The 18845-nt window shown below is 56.7% G+C and carries 18 protein-coding genes; 10 read left to right on the top strand and 8 right to left on the bottom strand.

The annotated features are described in order from the left end of the window. Nucleotides 1–6 precede the first annotated feature (6 nt). From folP to fliM, 5 genes are all read left to right on the top strand, one after another. Nucleotides 7–909 carry a dihydropteroate synthase gene (gene folP, locus M4951_RS20130; RefSeq protein WP_262023422.1) on the top strand — a complete coding sequence of 301 codons (903 nt, stop codon included), beginning with the start codon at nt 7–9 and terminating at the stop codon, nt 907–909. Between the two features lie 23 nt (nt 910–932). Beyond that, nucleotides 933–1538 carry a hypothetical protein gene (locus M4951_RS20125; RefSeq protein ID WP_262023421.1) on the top strand — a complete coding sequence of 202 codons (606 nt, stop codon included), beginning with the start codon at nt 933–935 and terminating at the stop codon, nt 1536–1538. After that, complete coding sequence (locus M4951_RS20120; protein WP_262023420.1) at nt 1535–2077, top strand: hypothetical protein; 543 nt, start codon at nt 1535–1537, stop codon at nt 2075–2077. Before M4951_RS20125 ends, M4951_RS20120 begins: the two co-directional genes overlap by 4 nt. A gap of 181 nt (nt 2078–2258) precedes the next feature. Next, entirely contained in the window at nt 2259–3533 is a 1275-nt protein-coding gene (locus tag M4951_RS20115) for a glutamate-5-semialdehyde dehydrogenase (protein ID WP_262023419.1), read from the top strand. Between the two features lie 42 nt (nt 3534–3575). Next, complete coding sequence (fliM, locus tag M4951_RS20110; RefSeq protein ID WP_262023418.1) at nt 3576–4709, top strand: flagellar motor switch protein FliM; 1134 nt, start codon at nt 3576–3578, stop codon at nt 4707–4709. Nucleotides 4710–4715: 6 nt separating this feature from the next. On the opposite strand, the gene M4951_RS20105 is transcribed toward fliM, so the two are convergent. The 4 genes from M4951_RS20105 to M4951_RS20090 are packed head-to-tail and all read right to left on the bottom strand — an operon-like array spanning nt 4716 to nt 9213. Next, on the bottom strand, nt 4716–6095 hold the full coding sequence (locus M4951_RS20105) for a hypothetical protein (RefSeq protein WP_262023417.1): 1380 nt from the start codon (nt 6093–6095) through the stop codon (nt 4716–4718). Nucleotides 6096–6148: 53 nt separating this feature from the next. Continuing rightward, nucleotides 6149–7051 carry a TRAFAC clade GTPase domain-containing protein gene (locus M4951_RS20100; protein ID WP_262023416.1) on the bottom strand — a complete coding sequence of 301 codons (903 nt, stop codon included), beginning with the start codon at nt 7049–7051 and terminating at the stop codon, nt 6149–6151. A 2-nt stretch (nt 7052–7053) separates the two neighbouring features. Then, nucleotides 7054–8253 (bottom strand): formylglycine-generating enzyme family protein, encoded by a 1200-nt coding sequence (locus tag M4951_RS20095; protein WP_262023415.1) that lies wholly within the window; start codon nt 8251–8253, stop codon nt 7054–7056. Nucleotides 8254–8304: 51 nt separating this feature from the next. After that, nucleotides 8305–9213, bottom strand: coding sequence for a hypothetical protein (locus tag M4951_RS20090; protein ID WP_262023414.1), 909 nt, complete (start codon nt 9211–9213; stop codon nt 8305–8307). 354 nt (nt 9214–9567) lie between these two features. Between M4951_RS20090 and M4951_RS20085 the strand changes: the two genes are divergently transcribed. Both M4951_RS20085 and M4951_RS20080 read left to right on the top strand, forming a co-directional pair. Next, on the top strand, nt 9568–9978 hold the full coding sequence (locus M4951_RS20085) for a hypothetical protein (protein ID WP_262023413.1): 411 nt from the start codon (nt 9568–9570) through the stop codon (nt 9976–9978). A gap of 156 nt (nt 9979–10134) precedes the next feature. Then, on the top strand, nt 10135–10506 hold the full coding sequence (locus M4951_RS20080; RefSeq protein WP_262023412.1) for a hypothetical protein: 372 nt from the start codon (nt 10135–10137) through the stop codon (nt 10504–10506). Nucleotides 10507–10557: 51 nt separating this feature from the next. On the opposite strand, the gene M4951_RS20075 is transcribed toward M4951_RS20080, so the two are convergent. The 4 genes from M4951_RS20075 to M4951_RS20060 form a co-directional block, all read right to left on the bottom strand. Further along, nucleotides 10558–11010, bottom strand: a complete 453-nt coding sequence (locus M4951_RS20075; RefSeq protein WP_262023411.1) for a rhodanese-like domain-containing protein — start codon at nt 11008–11010, stop codon at nt 10558–10560. A 44-nt stretch (nt 11011–11054) separates the two neighbouring features. Then, nucleotides 11055–12446: an asparagine--tRNA ligase gene (asnS, locus tag M4951_RS20070; RefSeq protein WP_262023410.1), complete on the bottom strand. Its 1392-nt coding sequence runs from the start codon at nt 12444–12446 to the stop codon at nt 11055–11057. Nucleotides 12447–12570: 124 nt separating this feature from the next. Continuing rightward, nucleotides 12571–14403, bottom strand: a complete 1833-nt coding sequence (locus tag M4951_RS20065) for a divalent metal cation transporter (protein ID WP_262023409.1) — start codon at nt 14401–14403, stop codon at nt 12571–12573. Between the two features lie 123 nt (nt 14404–14526). Continuing rightward, entirely contained in the window at nt 14527–15576 is a 1050-nt protein-coding gene (locus M4951_RS20060; RefSeq protein WP_262023408.1) for an NAD(P)/FAD-dependent oxidoreductase, read from the bottom strand. 446 nt (nt 15577–16022) lie between these two features. Between M4951_RS20060 and rpsB the strand changes: the two genes are divergently transcribed. From rpsB to pyrH, 3 genes are all read left to right on the top strand, one after another. Beyond that, entirely contained in the window at nt 16023–16772 is a 750-nt protein-coding gene (gene rpsB / locus M4951_RS20055) for a 30S ribosomal protein S2 (RefSeq protein ID WP_262023407.1), read from the top strand. Between the two features lie 107 nt (nt 16773–16879). Beyond that, nucleotides 16880–17728, top strand: a complete 849-nt coding sequence (gene tsf, locus M4951_RS20050; protein ID WP_262023406.1) for a translation elongation factor Ts — start codon at nt 16880–16882, stop codon at nt 17726–17728. Nucleotides 17729–17911: 183 nt separating this feature from the next. Continuing rightward, nucleotides 17912–18667, top strand: coding sequence for a UMP kinase (pyrH, locus tag M4951_RS20045; RefSeq protein ID WP_262023405.1), 756 nt, complete (start codon nt 17912–17914; stop codon nt 18665–18667). The last annotated feature ends 178 nt before the right edge of the window (nt 18668–18845 follow it).

Here is an 18845-nt window from a genome sequence, read left to right as displayed (position 1 = left end):
GAGGGGATGCCGCACGAAGAACTATCCGCCCGATTCCCCACCCGAGCTCTTACTTGGAAGCTGCGGAGTCGCACGCTTACGTTCGATCGTACGCCGCTGTTGATGGCGATTGTCAACGTCACGCCAGACAGCTTCTCGGATGGCGGGAATTTCTTTGATCCAATGCAGGCCGTAGAACACGCGCTGCGGTGCGTCGACGAAGGCGCCGCGATCTTAGACATCGGCGGCGAGAGCACGCGCCCTTACTCAGAGCCGATCGACGTATCGGAAGAACTGCGCCGCGTGATTCCGGTCATTCGGCATCTCAGCGAAGTGACCAATGTGCCGATCTCGATCGATACCTCTAAAGCGGTTGTCGCCAAAGAGGCGATCGCCGCCGGAGCCGAGATCATCAACGACGTGACCGGCCTCTGCGGCGACCCGCGAATGATCGACGTTGCCCGCGATTGCGGCGCCGGCGTCTGTGCGATGCACATGCAAGGAACGCCGCAAACGATGCAGGACGATCCGCAGTACGTGGACGTGGTCGAGGATATCTTCGCCTACCTGACTGCGCGGCGCGATGCGTTGATCGCAGCAGGAATTGAGCAAACGCGTATCTGTCTCGATCCCGGCGTGGGATTCGGCAAGACGCATCAGCATAATCTTGACTTGATGGCCGGCTGCGGGCGTTATCATGAACTGGAGCGACCGCTGCTCGTGGGGCATTCCCGCAAGGGATTCATCGGCAAACTGCTAGAAGACAAAGAGATTGCCCGAGCGTACGGCAGTGTTGGCGGAACATTGGCTTTGGCACGCCTAGGCGTGCAGGTGATTCGCGTGCATGACGTCCGTGCGAACTTCGAGGCGCTGCGGCTGTTTGTTGCGTGCGGCGGAGTGGATGGAGTTGCGGGCGAAATTTCTTCGTAAGACGTTCACACTTGGCGGGTAGAATGGATGATGTGAAGACAGTCGACGAAAATCCGTATGCCAGTCCACGCGAGGATCGGTCTCACGCCGAAGTCCAATCGCCGGTAAGCGGCGCACCGCATCCGCTGCGAATCTGGCTTTGGTGGTCCGCTCGTCGCGGGATAATCGGCGGCGTCGTAGCCGGGTGCTTACTGTTTTTGATGAGCTTGGGCATCACGGCGATCCTTAATGGATGGACCGTATTTTGGTTTCTGCTCACCGATTGGTCGAACCTGAAATCCCTCGTCCTGGCATTCTTGCTCATGGTTCTCCTCGGTTGTGCGATTTCCGGTGTGAGTGCTCTTTTTTTGGGGCTAATCGCCTATGGCTTGCAGAAGTTCCGCTATCGTGAGTGGATACTGTTTTTGCTCTGCCTGATCCTGTCGACGCTCCCAGTACTGATACTGGTGAGTTCTACTGTACTCGCAGGGGGAACGATCGATCCGGGACCGGGTATGGTTTCAGCGTTCGCCATTCTGCTCAGTTCGGGCGGAGTTGGGATTTACGTCTTCTCACTCATCACGGGCACGCTGTTTCGAAGTCGAGATAGTACGGATCCCCGCCTTTTGCAAGAGTCGTCGTCATCGTGACCGAACCTGACAGCAACCCGTTCGCCAGCCCGCCGATCGAGGATGAAGATCCGGCTGACGCGCCGTTGATCGATGGGGATCGGATCGGGCGTTGGTTGGCGCTGCCGCTAATCTCCGGCGCTCTGAATGGCGCTGGCGTCATTGGGATCGTCGGCTTCTCGCTGGTCTGTCTGTTCTATCTCTCGGTGGGGGCATTCGGTGAGTTTGTCTATTCAGCGGGGGGACGAACCATGCTGGGAGCTCAATTGCTGCAACTTGCACTCTTTGGCGGATTGTTAGGCGGGATGAGTGGACTGTGTCACGGCAGCATTGCTTTTGCGCTGCGAAATGCTGATCGACACCGAACGACTACTGCCGTATTGGGATATGTCTTTCCTCTGGTGATCCTCTGGGGACCGATCCTCTACATCCTGCCGCTTCAACAGGGGCTGCCGCTGATCTGGAAGCTTTCAGCCGGCGCGGCATTTGGCCTGGGCTGCGTGCTGATTGGATGGAGGATGAACGGCAATATCCACAAATATCTGTTGTCTCGTCTCTAGAGCGAATCCCGCAAAGCGTGGAGGTCGATCGTAAGTGCTTTCTGTGAAGCAGGTTGCATTAAAATCGTGAACCTTGTTCGCCGCTGCGTTTCCATTGACTTAAACGGCGAATCCCTCGATACTACCGAGTTGGACGCCTGTGCGCCCTCAGCTCGCTAACCCATTACCAATTCAAGGTTTCATGTCGATTCTCGAGAACCAAGATCTGGCCCAGTACTGTCTGGAAACCGCGCTCCGGGCGAAAGAGGCTTCGGCCGCTTTGGCTTTGGTCTCCGGCGCACAGAAGAACGGCTGGCTGCGAGAATCAGCGAAGCAACTGCGTGCGGCCGAAAAAGCGATCATCGCGGCCAATGCGATCGACCTGGCGGCGGCGCCCGAATATGGTCTGACCGCGGCCGAGATCGACCGGTTGAAACTTGACAGCAAGCGGATCGAGGGGATCGCGACCGGTCTGGAAGAGATCGCGATGCTGGCCGATCCGATCGGCTCGGTGATCGACTCGACGGTTCGTCCGAACGGCCTCGACATTCAAAAAGTACGCGTCCCGCTGGGCGTGGTCTTCTTCATCTACGAGTCGCGCCCCAACGTGACCGCCGATGCCGCCGCGATCTGCGTGAAGAGCGGCAACGCCGTGATCTTGCGTGGCGGCAAAGAAGCGGCTCATTCGTCGCGGGCGATTGTCGAAGTGATGCAAGAGACGGCGCTCGATTTTGATATTCCCTCGTCGGCGGTGCAGTTGGTCAACACGACCGATCGAGCCGCGGTCGGGCACTTTTTAAAACTGAATCAATATATCGACGTCGCGATTCCGCGCGGCGGCGAAGGGCTGATTCGCCGCGTCGCCGACGAAGCGACGATGCCGGTTATCAAGCACTTCAACGGCAACTGTCATGTTTACGTCGATCGCGACGCCGATCTCGACATGGCGATGTCGATCACGGTCAACAGCAAGTGCCATCGTTACGGCGTCTGCAACGCCGCCGAGTCGTTGGTCGTGCATCAAGATGTGGCCGATCAATTTTTGCCGGCGATCGGCGCCGCGCTGATTGAACGGGGAGTCGAGATTCGGGGGGACGCGACCACGCAATCGTTGATCTTGAAAGCGAAGACGGCGACCGATGAGGACTTCGCCGCCGAGTACCTGGGCCCGATCATCAGTGTGAAAGTGGTGGAGTCGCTCGACGCGGCGATTCGCCATATCAATCTGTATAGCTCAAAACATACCGAATCGATCGTGACGCGCAATCTGGCGGCGGCTCGTGAATTCGCTTCGCGGATTGACAGTTCGGCGGTGATGGTGAACGCGAGCACGCGATTCAACGATGGCGGCGAATTTGGCCTGGGCGCCGAGATTGGAATTAGTACGGACAAGTTCCATGCGCGGGGGCCGTGCGGTCTCGAGGCGCTCACTTGTTACAAATACGTCGTTTACGGCGACGGTCAGATACGCTCGTAACGGCTCGTCCGCGACGAACCGATTGAATTCAGGGAGGGATTCATGGGCAACGACAATGTGCTGAGCCAGGCGGAGGTCGAAAGCCTGCTGAACGCGATGGAAGCGAGCGGGCCCAAAAAGCCCGAGGCCGCCAGTCCACAGCAAGCCAGCGTCCAGAACGTCGCCGCGACCACGTCCGCCAGCGACGACATTACGAAGCCTGCGCGCCCGCGCGAGAAGATCACTCCTTACGACTTCAAGCGTCCAGAACGCGTCGGCAAAGAGCAGATGCGGGCGCTGCAATCGATGCACGAAGGCTTCGGTCGAAACTTTGGCGCCGCTCTTTCGGGGCTGCTGCGCAACATCGTCGAAGTGAAACTGACCAGCGTCGATCAGCTGACCTATAGCGAGTTCATCTTCAGTCTTGAGAATCCCAGTTGTTTCAATTTGTTGACCGCCAGTCCGCTGGAAGGGAACCTGATTCTCGACATCAATCCGTCGATCCTGTATCCGATCATCGATCGTTTACTGGGGGGCGGCAAAGAGAGCAGCCCAGTTTCACGCCGCCCACTGACCGAGATCGAACTAACGCTGGTTGCGCGGATCACCAATTTATTTTTGCGTGAGCTGCGAATTGCCTGGGAGAACGTCCTCGACCTGCAATTGAACGTCGTCCGCGTCGAGAGTAACCCGCAGTTGGTGCAGATCGTCCCACCGAATGAAGTGGTCGTGCTGATCAGTTTTGAACTGACGATCGGCGACGTACGCGGGATGATGAACTTGTGTATCCCGTTCAATTCGATCGAACGAATCGGCGGCAAATTGACCGCGAATACCTGGTTCGCCTACGGCACTTCGGAAGTGAGCGAAGAGTCGCGACAGGCGCTCAGTACGCAGATCGACGGCGCTTCGGTCGAAGTTGGCGTGACGCTGGCCGAGACGAAGATTACGACCGAAGACCTGCTGGAACTGCGCGTGGGGGATGTGATTACAACGCCGAAGGATTCACGCGAACCGCTGCAAGTAAGCGTGAACGGCGTGACCAAGTTTCTGGCCTTTCCAGGCGCGTTCAAAGGCCGCAAAGCGATCCAAGTTGACGCGATCTTGCCGCCGAAGTTGCAAAAGCCCCCGCAACCAAAAATGCCGACGAACAATCCACCGCCGGCAACGCCTGCGAAACCGGCGGGGCGCAAGTAAGGTTCTCTAGGCCGCGGATGTGAATATCAGCGAGAGGACGTCGAGCAAACTTGCTGCAGTTTGCGGATTGCGGCTGATGCGTCGGTCGTTGAGCCGCTTCCAAGCGACAACGGCGTAGGCAAGGTACCGCTCTTGCACGTCACTGCGCAGGGACGGTGGAAGTTCACACGCAATCTCGGGCCAGACGTTCTGCAATTGGGCGAGGGATTCGATGCTGCCGGTCAGAGCTCCAGCGACCAACTCATCCAGCTGCGCCAATCGCTGCTGCTCATGAATCGAGATTCCTGCGATTTGCGTCGAGGGTAATGGTCCAGCAATTTGCACCAAGCGAGCCGAACTAGCGGCGCGTGAGTGAGCCGGATGCGGCGCGTGGCTGCGGACAATCTTGCGTTGTCCTTCTGACGTGTTGGGTGCGTCGACGGCGGTGATCGCGGAGGCGACTACGTCTTCACGTTCCATATCGGCGGCAATCTGCGTTTCGTCCTCTTCCATGGAGAGCAATTTGAGTCGCAATTGTTGGCCCAAGACATCGAGCTGCGACATGTCGAGACGGGGATCTGCCTGACTAAGTAGCTTAACCGCAGACGCTGGTAAATTGGTGCGCAACGCGACCAAGATCCATGTCGCCCACGCGTTTCGCAAGCGGTCCCCGTTCATCGGCGGATTCGCCAGATCAAGCAGCGTCATCCCTTCTCCGCGAACGGCTCGCCGTTGCTCTTCATGATTGCTTTCCAATCCGAGAAACCGGAATGGTCGCCGCTGTGAATAGCGGAGCCCGGTCGAGAAGGAGAATTGTGGACGGAGACTAATCGGCGTCAGATTGAAGAACTGAGCGAAGAGACTCTCATCCCCCCCGTATCCGGTCAGAGCCAAGCGAGGCTTATCGAGCGCTTCCTGAAACCAGGCGGTCAGCAAGTAGGGAGTTCTGTCTTTTTGCGATTGTTTGAACAACGCCAGATCGATCCCTTTGCTGGCGGGAAGCAGCTTGATTTCGGAAAGTTCGGACGGAAGCGAGCTTTGCCAACAAATATTCGCGTCGACCGTTGCGGCGGTCAGCAGATGAAACGGATTGTTGGCGAATAGCGCAAACTGCGGCGCGTCAATCAACAGACAGTGGGTGTACACCTGGCGACCGCCGCGGCCGCTATATTCGGTCTGTCCATTGATGGTGCGCGAGACGCAATATCGACCGGCGCCAATCGGATGAAAATTGACGCTGTAAGCGGCGAAATCATCACGTAGCATCGCATCGTGCGCCGGGCACCAAGTCGCTAGTTCGCGCGAGTCTTCTACGGAAACTCCGCGACTAGCGGCGACCAGTTGATAGCCGTCAAGACGCGAGGTTTGCGCCGAAGTGAAAATTGCTTGTTGGATCGTGACGCCCATAAAGGATGAGAACCTGCGAGGGGAAGTTGGAGGCAAGCGATGATCAAACCGATTTAAACTTTGCGAATGAGCCACTCGAATGGCTCGACAATGCCGCGCGGTTCGATTCGCAGCGGTACGTTTACCCTCAAGCCATGATCCATCTTCTGCGTACACGCGCCGGTCACGCTGGAAGCGAAGAAGCCAACCGTCTCAAAACGTTCGCCGATCTGCTGCCAGAGGTTCGGCGTACGATCACGCGCGTATCGATCCGGATTGGCGAAGCAGGGATCGCACTGATCCGCTTTGGAAAATACGATCGCCATAGGGCGTACGCACTTGCCACGACGTTTCTTTTGCGATTGTTCGCTGAGATAGGTAATCAGCTTCATCATGAAATAGTTTTGTTCTTGCGAGCCGTCTTCGATCCGTTCGGTGTCGATTAACAATAAAACGCCGGCACATTTTTTCAAGAAGGAGTGAATCGCCGGATACGAATGGGGGTGATCGACTTCTTCCAGGATCGCCTCGCCGGCCATATCGGGCATGATCAATTCGATCGGCCGTTTTTGGCTGGGGAGCTTCGCTTGGCAATGAACCCAGTTCCAGCGATCTGGTTCGTTAGGCGTTTTTTCAGGAAATGCGGAAGCGGCCAGCGCCGCCATCGTGCGTTGTTGCAGGGTGATCGAAAACGCGCCGCGAGCCAATACTTGCACGCGATTGTTTCGGCGCGTCAGCATATCCAGCAGCATCCCCAAGTAGACGGTTTTGCCAGCTGCGGCGGTTCCCAGCACGGCGATCATTCCAGGCTCGATCCCTTGCGAATTGGCTTGATGCGACAAGGCCATCGGCGCCGAACAGTGACGACATAACTCAACATCGTAGTTGTTGTCGCCGCCGCAGATGTAACAGGAAATCGGAACTGCGTATTGCGCCAAGCGATACGATTCCATGGCTACGAGCGCTTTGCGTACCATAATTAGTTCTCCATCCCAGCCGCGCCGGCGGCTTCTAGTTCGTCTTCTGATCCTGCCGAATCAAACGAGTCGTCTTCGAGCAAAATATCGCAAAAGCTGACCGCACAGCGGAACCCGATGTTGTGCTTGCGAGCGACCGCCTTGTCGCCGCTTTGATAATCGCACGAAGCTTGATGATCAAAATAGGTGTCATAGGCGCCGCCGCGTAAGCTGCGCATCGCACTATCCATCACCAATTGATCTCCGGGAGATCGCCAGGCGCCGAAGCGACTGGAGGTCCATTCCCAAACATTGCCGATCAGTTGGTGGCACCCGCCTACGCTTGCTCCGCTTCCGTATTGATCGACGGAGACGACATGCTCGGGACCGCAGCCCCAAAGGTTCGCTCGGCCTTGGTCCATCGACTCTCCCCAAGGAAAGCGGCGCTGGATTGGTTCGGCGCCAGGCAACGGGACCGGCCATGCTCCGGCCTTCATCCATTCGGGATCAGACGGAAGTCGTTTGCCGACCCAGCGCGCATAGGCGGCCGCTTCGTACCAACAAAGACCGACTACCGGCAATCGTTCTTCCCCTTCGACATGCTTGCTGTTGCGCCAATAACGGGGACCCGGCAGGCCTGACTGATCGACAAAGTCGAGCACTGCCGGCCAGATTTCGGGGTCCCACAGCGGCATCTGTTCGTATCCGCCGGCGTTGACAAATTCTTGGTATTCTTCATTTGTCACTTGAAAGCGATCAAGATAGACCGCTTCGACCCGAATCAGGTTGCCGCCATAGGCTTGCTCCTGGTCGTCATTTCCTTTGCAACGACCGACTAGGACGTCCCCTTCTGGGACGATGGTCATCTGGTCGTCAAACGCTTCGCGGGCTTGGTCTAACAGATGCGGCGGCAGGTTGGCCGCGATTTGGGGTCGCAACAGCAAAGCGTATCGTGCTTGCTCTAACATCAAGCGAGCCAGAGCTTCCGTATCGGAGGGCTCTGGCTCAGGGCGTGATTTCGGTCTTTGAGGGCGCGCTACGCTTGTCGATGCAGCTACCGCAAGTCGGCGATGGCGTACGATGCGAAATACGAATGCGGCGACCGCAGCGAGTGCGGCTACGCCGACGACAATTTGCCAAAGTCCTGCAAGCCAGGCGATCCCCAACGCGCCGACGGCGACGCCGATCGCGAGTGTCGTCCAGTGTTGTTTGATGAAAAGCATTGGAATCAGTCCTGCAACAAGTTTGACATTGCCCCTGAGCAGCGATTGCGACTATCGCGTTTGGCCGTTGGTTCGGCGACGACTGATGTCACGTTGTAATTTGGCGAATTGCGCCATTACTGAATCGACGACATTGTCGGCGCCCAGCGGACGAGATTGAGCCGATTCACGCACCACGGTGTTGGTTCCAACCGAAGTGGATGAGAGTGACTGGTCGGCGGCAACCGGACGTGTCGCGATCGCACCGGACTGGCGTTCCAACATCGTTCGCATGGACTTCAATTCGGTTGACCATTCGGCCCGCTCCGCCGCAATTTCACGTTGCTGTCGATCGACCGTCGCGGTTAGTTCGGCCGCGCGGTTACGAACGCGAGCGAGTTCATCTTCGAGTTCGCCAAACGGCTCCTCGTCGCTCTCCGCTCCATAACTGTCGACTCGTTCAAACTGCTGCTGCGCATCGAGCAGTTCGATTTTGACCGTCGCAAGTTGTTGTTTCAGATGTGAGATTTCACCGCGGCTTTCTTCGAGCTCGCGCATCGCTTGGATCGATTCATGCAGTTGTCGCTCTAGCTCGGCGTTCCTTTGCTCCATCTCAGCCAGGCGTTGGGCGCTCGACTCGGCGGCGCTGCATTGAGATTTCCATTGATCGATCTCCGCACGAGCGGCGTTCAATTGCGCTTCGGCTGCGGAGAGACGATTTTCGCGATCCGAGATCGTTTGTTGCAGCAGGGCAAGTTCCGCCGAGTTTTGTGCGGCCGAATTTGCGTCTGTCGATTGTTGCGCGGCGGCTTGAGACGCTTCGAGCGAGCGGCGCTCGAACTCAGCGGACAAACGTCCAAGTTCGGCCACCAATTCTTCGACGAATTGCTCCAGGCCCTGGTTATGAGCCCTCAGCTGTTCGAGCGCCTCTTCCAAGGCAGGGTAACCTACCTGGAGCAACTGTTCTGGACTGGCAGTCACGGCGATTCTTCTTCCCACCCAGGCGTGATCGTTTCGTCTGCTCGCGGTCTTCGCGAGCCTGCGTATGAAAAGCAGTGGAAGCGGCGATGCGCCTCCGTCACTGAAAAGAAAGTAGCGGCGGTTCAGTCGGTTGCGACCTTCGCCAACTGAAAAGTAGGTCGAAATCGTCCCGCAGGCAAAGAATCAAGATCGTGAATGTTTACTTTTTCCTAGGGATGGGTATATATCGATACATTTGTCGCATCCTCTGCAGTCGCTATAATCGACACAGCCCCTTTTTCACACGCCGAAAAGCATGTTAGGGTTAAGTCAGACAGCGAAGCTCGTTTAGCAACTACGCAGGAGACATTCTCAATGATTCGTACGACTTTGATTCCGGCGTTGGTATTCGCCATGATCGCCTCACTCGGTATGGTAAGCGGCGCCAGCGCTGCTTCCGCTGACCCGTCCTGCTGTGCTCCAGAGCCGGTCGAGTGCTGCGCGCCCCCTTGCATCTCGTATCGCGATCATCACAAACTATTCGCACGCAAGTGCTGCAGCTGTGCGCCGCCGGTCAAGATGGTGCTGGTTGTAGAAAAACCTTGCACGAGTTGTGCGTTTGAAGTGCCGGTTTGCGTTCCCGCTTGTTGCAAAAGAGCGCCGACGGTTTGCAGCCATCCCGGCATCTTTGGACGTACCATCGTCGAATATGACTGGTGCTGCGGATTCCATATCCGGATGGTCTTCACCCGCTGCGGCGACTTGATCGTCCACTCATACTACTAGTCGTCCTCGCCAACGTTGCGCCGATCAGGGCGAAAGAAAATCTACCAACCCCGTCACGTATTGGCGGGGTTTTTCTTTTGCCCTGAACGGCGTTGAATGGGTACGATAGAAGGTAGAAGCGTCGCCCCCACTCTCCCCATTCTGAAGGCGTTCTCTATGAGCAAAAAGTCGAAAACGGCTCGCAAGCCGAAGACGCACAGTCACCGCGTTGGCGCCGACCCCGAGTTGCGCGCCGCCGATTCGATGACCATCTTTTGGATGCTGTGCGGAGTCACCACATTGCTGGCCGAAATCGCGATCATCTGCGTGCAGGGCTCTATCTGGGCGAGTGGCGAGCCGTCGCCGCAACTCGAAGCGATCTCGATGCTGCTGTTGATGGTCGCCATGGTGACCGGCACGATCAGCGTACTGTTAATTCCGGTTGTTTTGCAACAGCGCCGCTCCGCTCCCCCCAAAGCGATCGTGCGCGCGATGGTGGTCATCGGCCTTTTGCCTTGGGTCGCGTTCTTCGTGCAGATCGGAAGATAGGTCGATTTTGACCTTAGCCCGCAGAATGACTTGAAAAGCAACTGGACTCTACTATTTCTTCCCCAACTCTTTTTCTTCTTGCTCTTTGAGTTGTTGCAAGAAACCTTTCGGTCGCAGATCCGCTTCTTTGAAGCCTGCGGCGACCAACGCGCTGTATCTGACTCTCAATGCGGTCGCCGGTTGCCCATTGCGTTGTTCCAGATAATTGGCGGCAAAGAAGGCGAGTCTGTTGGTGTCGCCATACGTGTAAACCTCTTTGCCTGGCGGCAATGCGGCGATGATTTTGCGGCATTCGGGATCGAACGCGATCTTGGAGAACGGCGCCAAGGTTGCTCCGGCTAGGTGTCCTTTTTTCCACTCGACTTCTTCGCGCACATCGAGCAGGACCGCTTTGCCCTGTTTGAATTTCTCCAGCACCTGCTTCAGGTCTTCGCCGCGGGCGATACTTGCGGAGACGCTGATCAGCATCATCGCGATCAGCGTCATATTCGTGCGAGCCGTCATCAAGCGAATCCTCCGAATAATCGGAACGTGAAGTCGTGGAGACCCTAAAAGTCGGCGCTCCCCGGTGTGCGCGGGAAGGGGATCACGTCTCGAATGTTCCCCATGCCGGTAATAAACTGTAGGATGCGCTCAAGCCCCAGTCCAAAACCAGAGTGGGGAATCGTGCCGTATTTCCGCAGTTCGACATACCACCAATAATCGGCCGGATTCAGCCCCTGCTCCTGCATTCGTTGCTCTAGCACGTCTAACCGTTCCTCACGCTGGCTGCCGCCGATGATTTCTCCCACTTTGGGGGCTAGCACATCCATCGCGCGCACCGTTTCGCCATCGTCGTTGCAACGCATGTAGAACGGCTTAATGGAACGCGGATAGTCGTGCAAAATGACCGGGCGTTTGAAATGGACCTCGGTCAGAAAACGCTCGTGCTCCGACTGCAGATCGGTTCCCCATTCCACTTTGTAGTCGAACTTTTGCCCGCTCTTCAGCAGAATATCGATCGCATCGGTATAACTGACGCGCAGGAACTCGCCGTCGGCCATCGCCGTTAGCGTCGCGAGAACCGTGTCGTCGATGCGATCGTTGAAGAACTGCAGGTCGTCGCCGCAGTCGCGCATCACGTCCGAGATAATCCGTTTGATGAAATCTTCGGCGACCTGCATGTTCCCTTCCAAGTCGACGAACGCCATCTCCGGTTCGACCATCCAAAACTCGGCCAGGTGCCGCGACGTATTGGAGTTCTCTGCGCGAAACGTCGGGCCAAACGTATAGACATTGCCCAGCGCCGTCGCAAAAATTTCCCCTTCCAGCTGACCGCTCACCGTCAGGTACGAAGGTCGCTCGAAAAAGTCTTGCGTGTAGTCGACTTTGCCGCCGGTCTTGGGGGGCGCATCCAAATCGAGCGTTGTGACCTTGAACATCTCGCCGGCGCCTTCGCAATCCGACGCGGTGATGATCGGCGTGTGAACGTAGAGAAACCCACGCTCTTGAAAGAAGTTATGAATCGAACGTGAGACGCAGTTGCGAACGCGAAAGACGGCCCCAAACGTATTGGTGCGGGGGCGTAGATGAGCCCACTCTCGCAGCTTTTCCATCGAGTGCCGCTTCTTTTGCAGCGGATAACTCTCTGGGTCAGCCCAGCCGTAGACGTGGACTTCGCTCGCTTGAATTTCAGTCGTTTGACCTTTGCCCTGCGATGCGACAATCTCGCCCAGGATGCGCACGCTGCAGCCGGCCGAGAGCTTCTTGACTTCTGATTCGTAGTTCGCCAGATTGCCGTCAGCGACGACCTGGATGTTGCCCATGCAGCTGCCGTCGTTCAGTTCGATAAAACTAAAACCGGCTTTGCTGTCACGGCGTGTGCGAACCCAACCTTCGAGCTTGACCTGATTGCCGACCTGATCGGCCGAGAGTGCGGAGCGAACCGAAATTTTTTGCATGACGAACCTTCCGTGCCTGCGGTGCGAAGTCCGTTATTCTAGCCGCAGTAGCTCGAAAGCAAAAAGGGCGGCCGCTTGCCCAATGCAAGGACCGCCCTGGAGTTCGTTTGATTTCTCAATTTTTCTATTCTGCGATGTCCGCCGGAGCGTCATCTCGTTTGCAGAAGAAAAAGCCGACGAATACCGAGACGATGTAGAACACGACTAGTCCCATCACGACATTGGTCGCCAGAGCCTTGGCCGGATCGCTATCGGTCGCTTTCGCCCAGAGCGATTGTCCCGCGGCGCCAAACGCTCCCACAACCGCAAAAACCATGAGGACGTTCCAAATGACCATCGAAACGCCGGTTGGCTTTTGGCTTCCCAGGATTCGTTTGCTGTTCATCATCAGAAAGAACGTCGTATAGGCGATCGGCAGCAGCAGAATCGCGAAACTAGACGCGACAATCGCGAGCCAGATCCTCGCTTCGCCGGTCCAGAAGTAGAACCACGATGCGCCGGCCAGTCCAGCGATGAGGCAACCAATGACGTGCGGCGCGCCGCCGGCCTTGGCTTGGAACATCTCTGTAAATGCATAGCCGTTGATCAACATCAAAATGATAATCGTCGAGAAGCCCATGCCGAAGACGCCGAGTCCGAAAATCAGCCGGGCTGTATTTTTGCCCAACAGCGGCGCTAGCGCTGCGGACAGTTGATCGGCGTTGCGTTGCACCAGGGACGCGACGATCAGCCGGTCCGCTTCGTTCAGCGTCACCAGGTATTCTGGCGCCAGTTTTTTGGCTAATTCACTTTGCTGTTTGGCGATTTCGATGTTGGTCAGCTGGGTGTCGCCGGTGGTAATCGCAGTAAACTGGTCGGCGTATTCTTGCTTGAGAAGCGGAGTAATTACCGCAGTAGCGCCACCGATTATCGGCGATTTGTCGACTTCCGCTGGATCACTGCTCAGCCAGTAAGGATCGACCTTCGGGTCGTTGTAGTTGCTGCCGTTAAAGCGTCCCGCGGATGCGATCACAACGCAACTGGTGACGATGATGTAAGGAATGGCCATGCCGGTCGACAAGTCGAACCGGGCCAAGCCGCGAAACGGGCGATCCCAACCGCGCGCCAACATCGAGTAAGGGAGCAAAAAGGTCATGTTGATGCCGACCGCCGTCGCGGCTGCGCCGATCATTACGTCGCTTTGGGCGGTTACGATCCGTTTGCGGAAGAACTCTTGATGCGACTCGCTCGCCTGTTTGACAAGCTCGGCTAAGTCGCCGGTAGGCGCACTCAATTGACTGAGGTCAGGAATGAAGCCGGCGAAGATTTCGCTCCAATTGAGCGCTCCCTCGCCTGCCATCAGCACTACTACGCCAAAAAAGCAAATCACTACCATGCCGACAAGCAGTTTTAGCACCGTGTCAAAGATCTTGGCTCCGGTTCCGCCGCGGGTGTTCAACAGCACGACGAATCCGCCGGCTAACAACAGGATGACTGAAACGACGACCTTCGACGTAACGCTGCCGTCCAGAAAACCGGGGATTAAGTTTTTATCGAGCGAGTCGTAGCAAAGCGAAAACTGCGGCATGATAAAGATCATGTTGGCCAGACTGGTCGCGATGACCCAGCCCCAGCCAAGTGCCGGATTAATGTGATCGTTGATCTGACCGAACGGTTTTTGCCCGGTTGAGAGCGTGACATAGCTGATCGCTGATAGCATCACGACGCCCATGATGATCGCCATCAGCTGCAACCAGAGCATGTTAGTGCCGCCCAATGAGCCCAGATACAGGGCTCCAGCGAGTGATCCGCCTCCCAGCGTTATCGCGCTTTGCAGCCAGCCGGGACCCGAGAGTCGAACAAAGGCGAAGATCGTCGCCGCTGTCCCTTTCTCGTGGGCCTCTTGCAAAATTTCTCGATCAGTTTGAACGTGGTTACTTGGCGGCGTTTCCGCGCCGGTAGCGTTCGATTCAGACATGGCTGGGGCAGAACTCGTGGTGAGGGAGAAGATCTTGAGGAGGGTCTAGTGTAAAGCGCATCGTTTCCCGCTTGTAGCGCCTTCTGTGTAAGGCGCTACAAAATATTTGCGAGACTTTGCGTTTTAGTGGTGACCTTGAGCGGCTAGATACCGTTCGGCGTCAAGCGCGGCCATACAACCGGTACCGGCGGCGGTGACCGCTTGGCGATAGTTGTCATCCGCGACGTCGCCAGCGGCGAAGACGCCCTCGACGCTGGTGTTGGTGCGGAATGGAACCGTCCATTGGAGGTATTTTTTGTCGGTCATATCCAGTTTGCCGACCAGGAAGTCGGTATTCGGCGTGTGACCGATTCCAAGGAAGAAGCCGGTCGCGTTGTAAACCTTCGACGTGTTTTCGACCACATTCGTCAGCTTGGCTCCGGTGACGCCGTTTTCGTCATCGCCTATCACTTCGTCGACGACTGAATTCCAGACGATCTCAATTTTCGGGTTCTTCTCGGCTCGTTCGGCCATAATTTTCGAGGCTCGCAGCTCGTCACGGCGGTGAACCAAATAGACTTTCGACGAGAATTTGGCCATATAGTCGGCTTCTTCTACCGCCGAATCGCCGCCGCCGACAACAATACAGGGCTCACCGCGGAAGCGAGGGAGCGCTCCGTCGCAAACGGCACAGGCGCTAACGCCGCGGTTTTTGAACTTGTTTTCGGAGGGCAGCCCTAGATAGTTGGCCCGAGCGCCGGTCGCGACAATCACCGAATGAGCTTCAATCCATTCTCCTTCACGCGATTTCAGGCGGAATGGTCGGCTTTCGAAGTCGACTTCGACGATGTCGTCCCCAACGATCCGCGTTCCAAAGTTCTTGGCCTGCTGACGCATTAGCTCCATCAACTCGGGACCGCTGACCCCATGTTTCATGTGGGGGGCCATATATTGGCGGATCGAATTGTCGATCGAGCCGTCGAGATAGGCGGTCATATCGCCGGACGGAAAGCCAGGGAAATTCTCGACTTCGGTCGTCATCGCCAGCTGACCGAGCGGTCCACGACCAACATCGTAATGCTCTTGGAGCGGAGCGCCTTCGTATACCAAGGGTTGAAGCTCGGCTCGGGCGGCGTAGATCGCCGCAGTCCACCCAGCAGGTCCGCTTCCAATGATGACGACTTTCTCGGCCACGTAATCTTCCTATGATTTTAGGTAATAGCTAGGCGCGTCGGCCATAACTGCTCGAAGCGAGTCATTATAGGCGGATCCAAGTAGTAGTCCACTGCATGCAAGCGGCGCCAGTTGACGAATTTCGCCCTCTCTGGTAGGATCAGCCGCTTGTTTTCGTCCCCTGCAAGTCGCAGAGGCGCATATTCACCGGGAAGTGGGCCCAGCGCCCCAAACCGGAGCATGCGGAAAACGTCTTTCTAGCTGTCGATCCGCTGCTGGCGAAGTGAGGCGGATCGGTCAGGAGCTGTCAGCCCAATTGGACAGATCCACGGCCTGAGAGATATGGGTATCGCTTCGCAGAGGCTGAACCTTCGCGGTTCGGCTTGTCTCCGGCTTATTTAGGCGCCGGCATCGCTCTGTTTGCACGTATTGTTTCCGGGCATTCCCCTCGTTGAAGGAAAGCCTTTATGTCTACTGATGGTAGTGTGAAAGACGGCAGTGCAAACTCCGTCATCAAAGAACTGGTCGAATCGGGAATTCACTATGGTCACCGCACCAGCCGGTGGAACCCGAAGATGGCGCCGTATATCTACGCCAAAAAGAACCAGATCCACATTATCGACGTCCGCGAAACGATTCGCGGTCTGCTGCGAGCCAAAAAATACCTGACCCAAGTCTCCGAAGGGGGCTCGTTGGTCTTGTTCGTCGGCACCAAGCGTCAGGCCGGCGCCTCGATCGAACGCGAAGCCGAACGCTGCGGCATGCCGTTCATCAACGAGCGTTGGCTCGGTGGTACGCTCACCAACTTCCGCACGATTCGTAGCCGCTTAACCCGTCTGGAAGAGCTGGAACGAATTTTGGAAGGGGACGAACTCTCCAAATACTCGAAGAAGATGCAATCTTCGCTCGCCCGCGAATATCGCAAGATGTACCGCAACCTGAACGGTTTGCGCACGATGAATCGCCTGCCCGAAACGTTGGTGATCGTCGATCCGAAGAAGGAAAAGAACGCGATTCGCGAGGCCCATTCGCTGGGAATCACGACGGTTGCGTTGACCGATACCGACTGCGATCCGGATGAGATCGATTTGCCGGTGCCGGGCAACGACGACGGTATCCGCTCGATCGAACTGTTCACCAAACACCTGGCGGACGCGGTTCTCGACGGCAAGCACAACGTCGCGATGAAGGGCAAAGACGCAGTCCCCGCTTCGTAACGTGAAGTGAGGCTCGTTCATCAAAGATTCAAGGGAAGCGGATAAAATCTCCTTCCCGCTATTGTGAACTTAAATTCTGACACCGACTAAATCTCGGAGAATCTGATATGGCTGGAATTTCGGCGGCTGCGGTAAAGTCACTCCGCGAAAAAACCGGACTTCCCATGATGGAATGTAAGAAGGCGCTGGTCGAAACCAGCGGCGACGAAGAAGGCGCGATCCGCTGGTTGCGCGAAAACGGCGTCGCCATCGAAGGCAAGCGTCAAGACCGCGTGACTGAATTCGGTCGCTTCGGGGTCTTCGCGGACTTCGAAAAAGGCGTTGGCGCCATGGTGGAACTGAAGTGCGAAAGCGCCTCGGTCACCCAGCTCGAAGATTTCATCATGCTGGCGGAAGACTTGGCGAAGGTCTTGGCCGAAGGGCCGGGCGCAGCGACCCCTGACGAATTGCTGGCTCAACCGTCGACCATCAAGCCGGGTACGACTCTGGGCGAACTGAAGCTTGACCTGTTCAATCGCGTTCGTGAGGTCTTCAACATCGGCCGCATGATCCGGATCGACGCTCCGACCGGCGGATACAGCCACAACAGTTCGACGGTTGCCGGCGTGCTGATCGAAGTCGAAGGGGGCGACAGCGAGACGGCCAAAGACGTTTCGATGCACATTGCCGCGATGAGTCCCTCGGCCTTGAATGTCGATGAACTCGATCCGAAGGTCGTGGAAAACGAACGCTCGATTTTGACCGAAGCGGCGCGCAACGAAGGCAAGCCGGACAAGATCATCGAAAAGATGGTCGAAGGTCGCTTGCGGAACTTCTACGCCGAGTCGGTCTTGCTAGAACAGCCGTTTGTGAAAGACGACAAGCAATCGGTCGGAAACTACGCCAAAGACAAGGGGATGAAGGTCAAACGCTTCATTCACTGGCAACTGGGCGAAGGGGATCAGCCGGAAGGCTAGGTTCTCCGCCGCTTTTGTCCCGAAAAATAGAAAAGCCCTGTTCGCTGTAGCAGGGCTTTTTTCGTTCTTGTAGCAACTGGGATCCATCAATCCTGACGCATCTGCTGTGCGGCCAGCGACGTTTCCGGTAGAATTCCGTCGACGAATTCGGCTTCTCCCATTCAAATTGCCAAGGTTCGCCGCATGACCCAATCTGATGCTCCCGCGCCACAATACACGCGAATTGTCCTGAAACTCTCAGGCGAAAGCTTTTCCCACGCCGGCGAACGTGGGATCAGTATGGACGAAGTCGTTCATATCTCGAAGCAAATCCACCTGGCGTCGAAACTCGGATGCCAGATCGCGGTGGTGATCGGCGGCGGAAATATCCTCCGCGGCGCCCAGTTCAAAAACGAAAGCGCCATGATCCAAGAAGCGACCGCCCACTATATGGGGATGCTCGCGACGGTGATCAACGGCCTGGCGCTGCAAGACGCACTCGAATCGCTCGGCTGCGAAACGCGGCTGACCACGGCGATCCGGATGGATGGAGTCGCGGAGCCTTACATTCGTCGCCGCGCCAAACGGCATCTCGAAAAAGGTCGCATCGTCATTTTGGCCGCCGGCACCGGCAGTCCCTTTGTGACGACCGACACCGCTGCCGCCCAGCGAGCGCTTGAGTTGGAAGCGGACATCTTGATGAAGGCGACCCGAGTCGACGGCGTCTATAGCGACGATCCCGAGAAAAACCCGCACGCGATCTTCTATCGCAATCTTGATTTCGCCACGGTTCAGGCCCAAAATCTGCGTGTAATGGATTCGACCGCGATCACGCATTGCCGCGAACATGGCATGCCGATCTTAGTGTTTAACTACCGAACCGACGGCAACATTCAGCGCGCCGTTTGTGGCGATCATGTCGGAACATTGATCTCTCCAGAGCTCGAGCCGGTCAACTAGGGATCGCGTTGGCTGAGCTGCTAAGACTGCCGTTGAAGCGGTAGCTCCGTTAATCACGGAGTTTCCAGGAATGATGGTCGAAATTGTCTCTTCGTTCTCTGAAGCGCCGGTGAGAGAGATGCGAATCGCAATTTCGAGCCAGTCTAGCATCTCCCTCTTTGGCGATTCAAACTACGAA

Source organism: Blastopirellula sp. J2-11 (genome assembly GCF_024584705.1).
Taxonomy (GTDB): Bacteria; Planctomycetota; Planctomycetia; order Pirellulales; family Pirellulaceae; genus Blastopirellula.
Note: the sequence above shows the minus strand (reverse complement) of the source record. Positions and strands in the feature narration are given on the sequence as shown.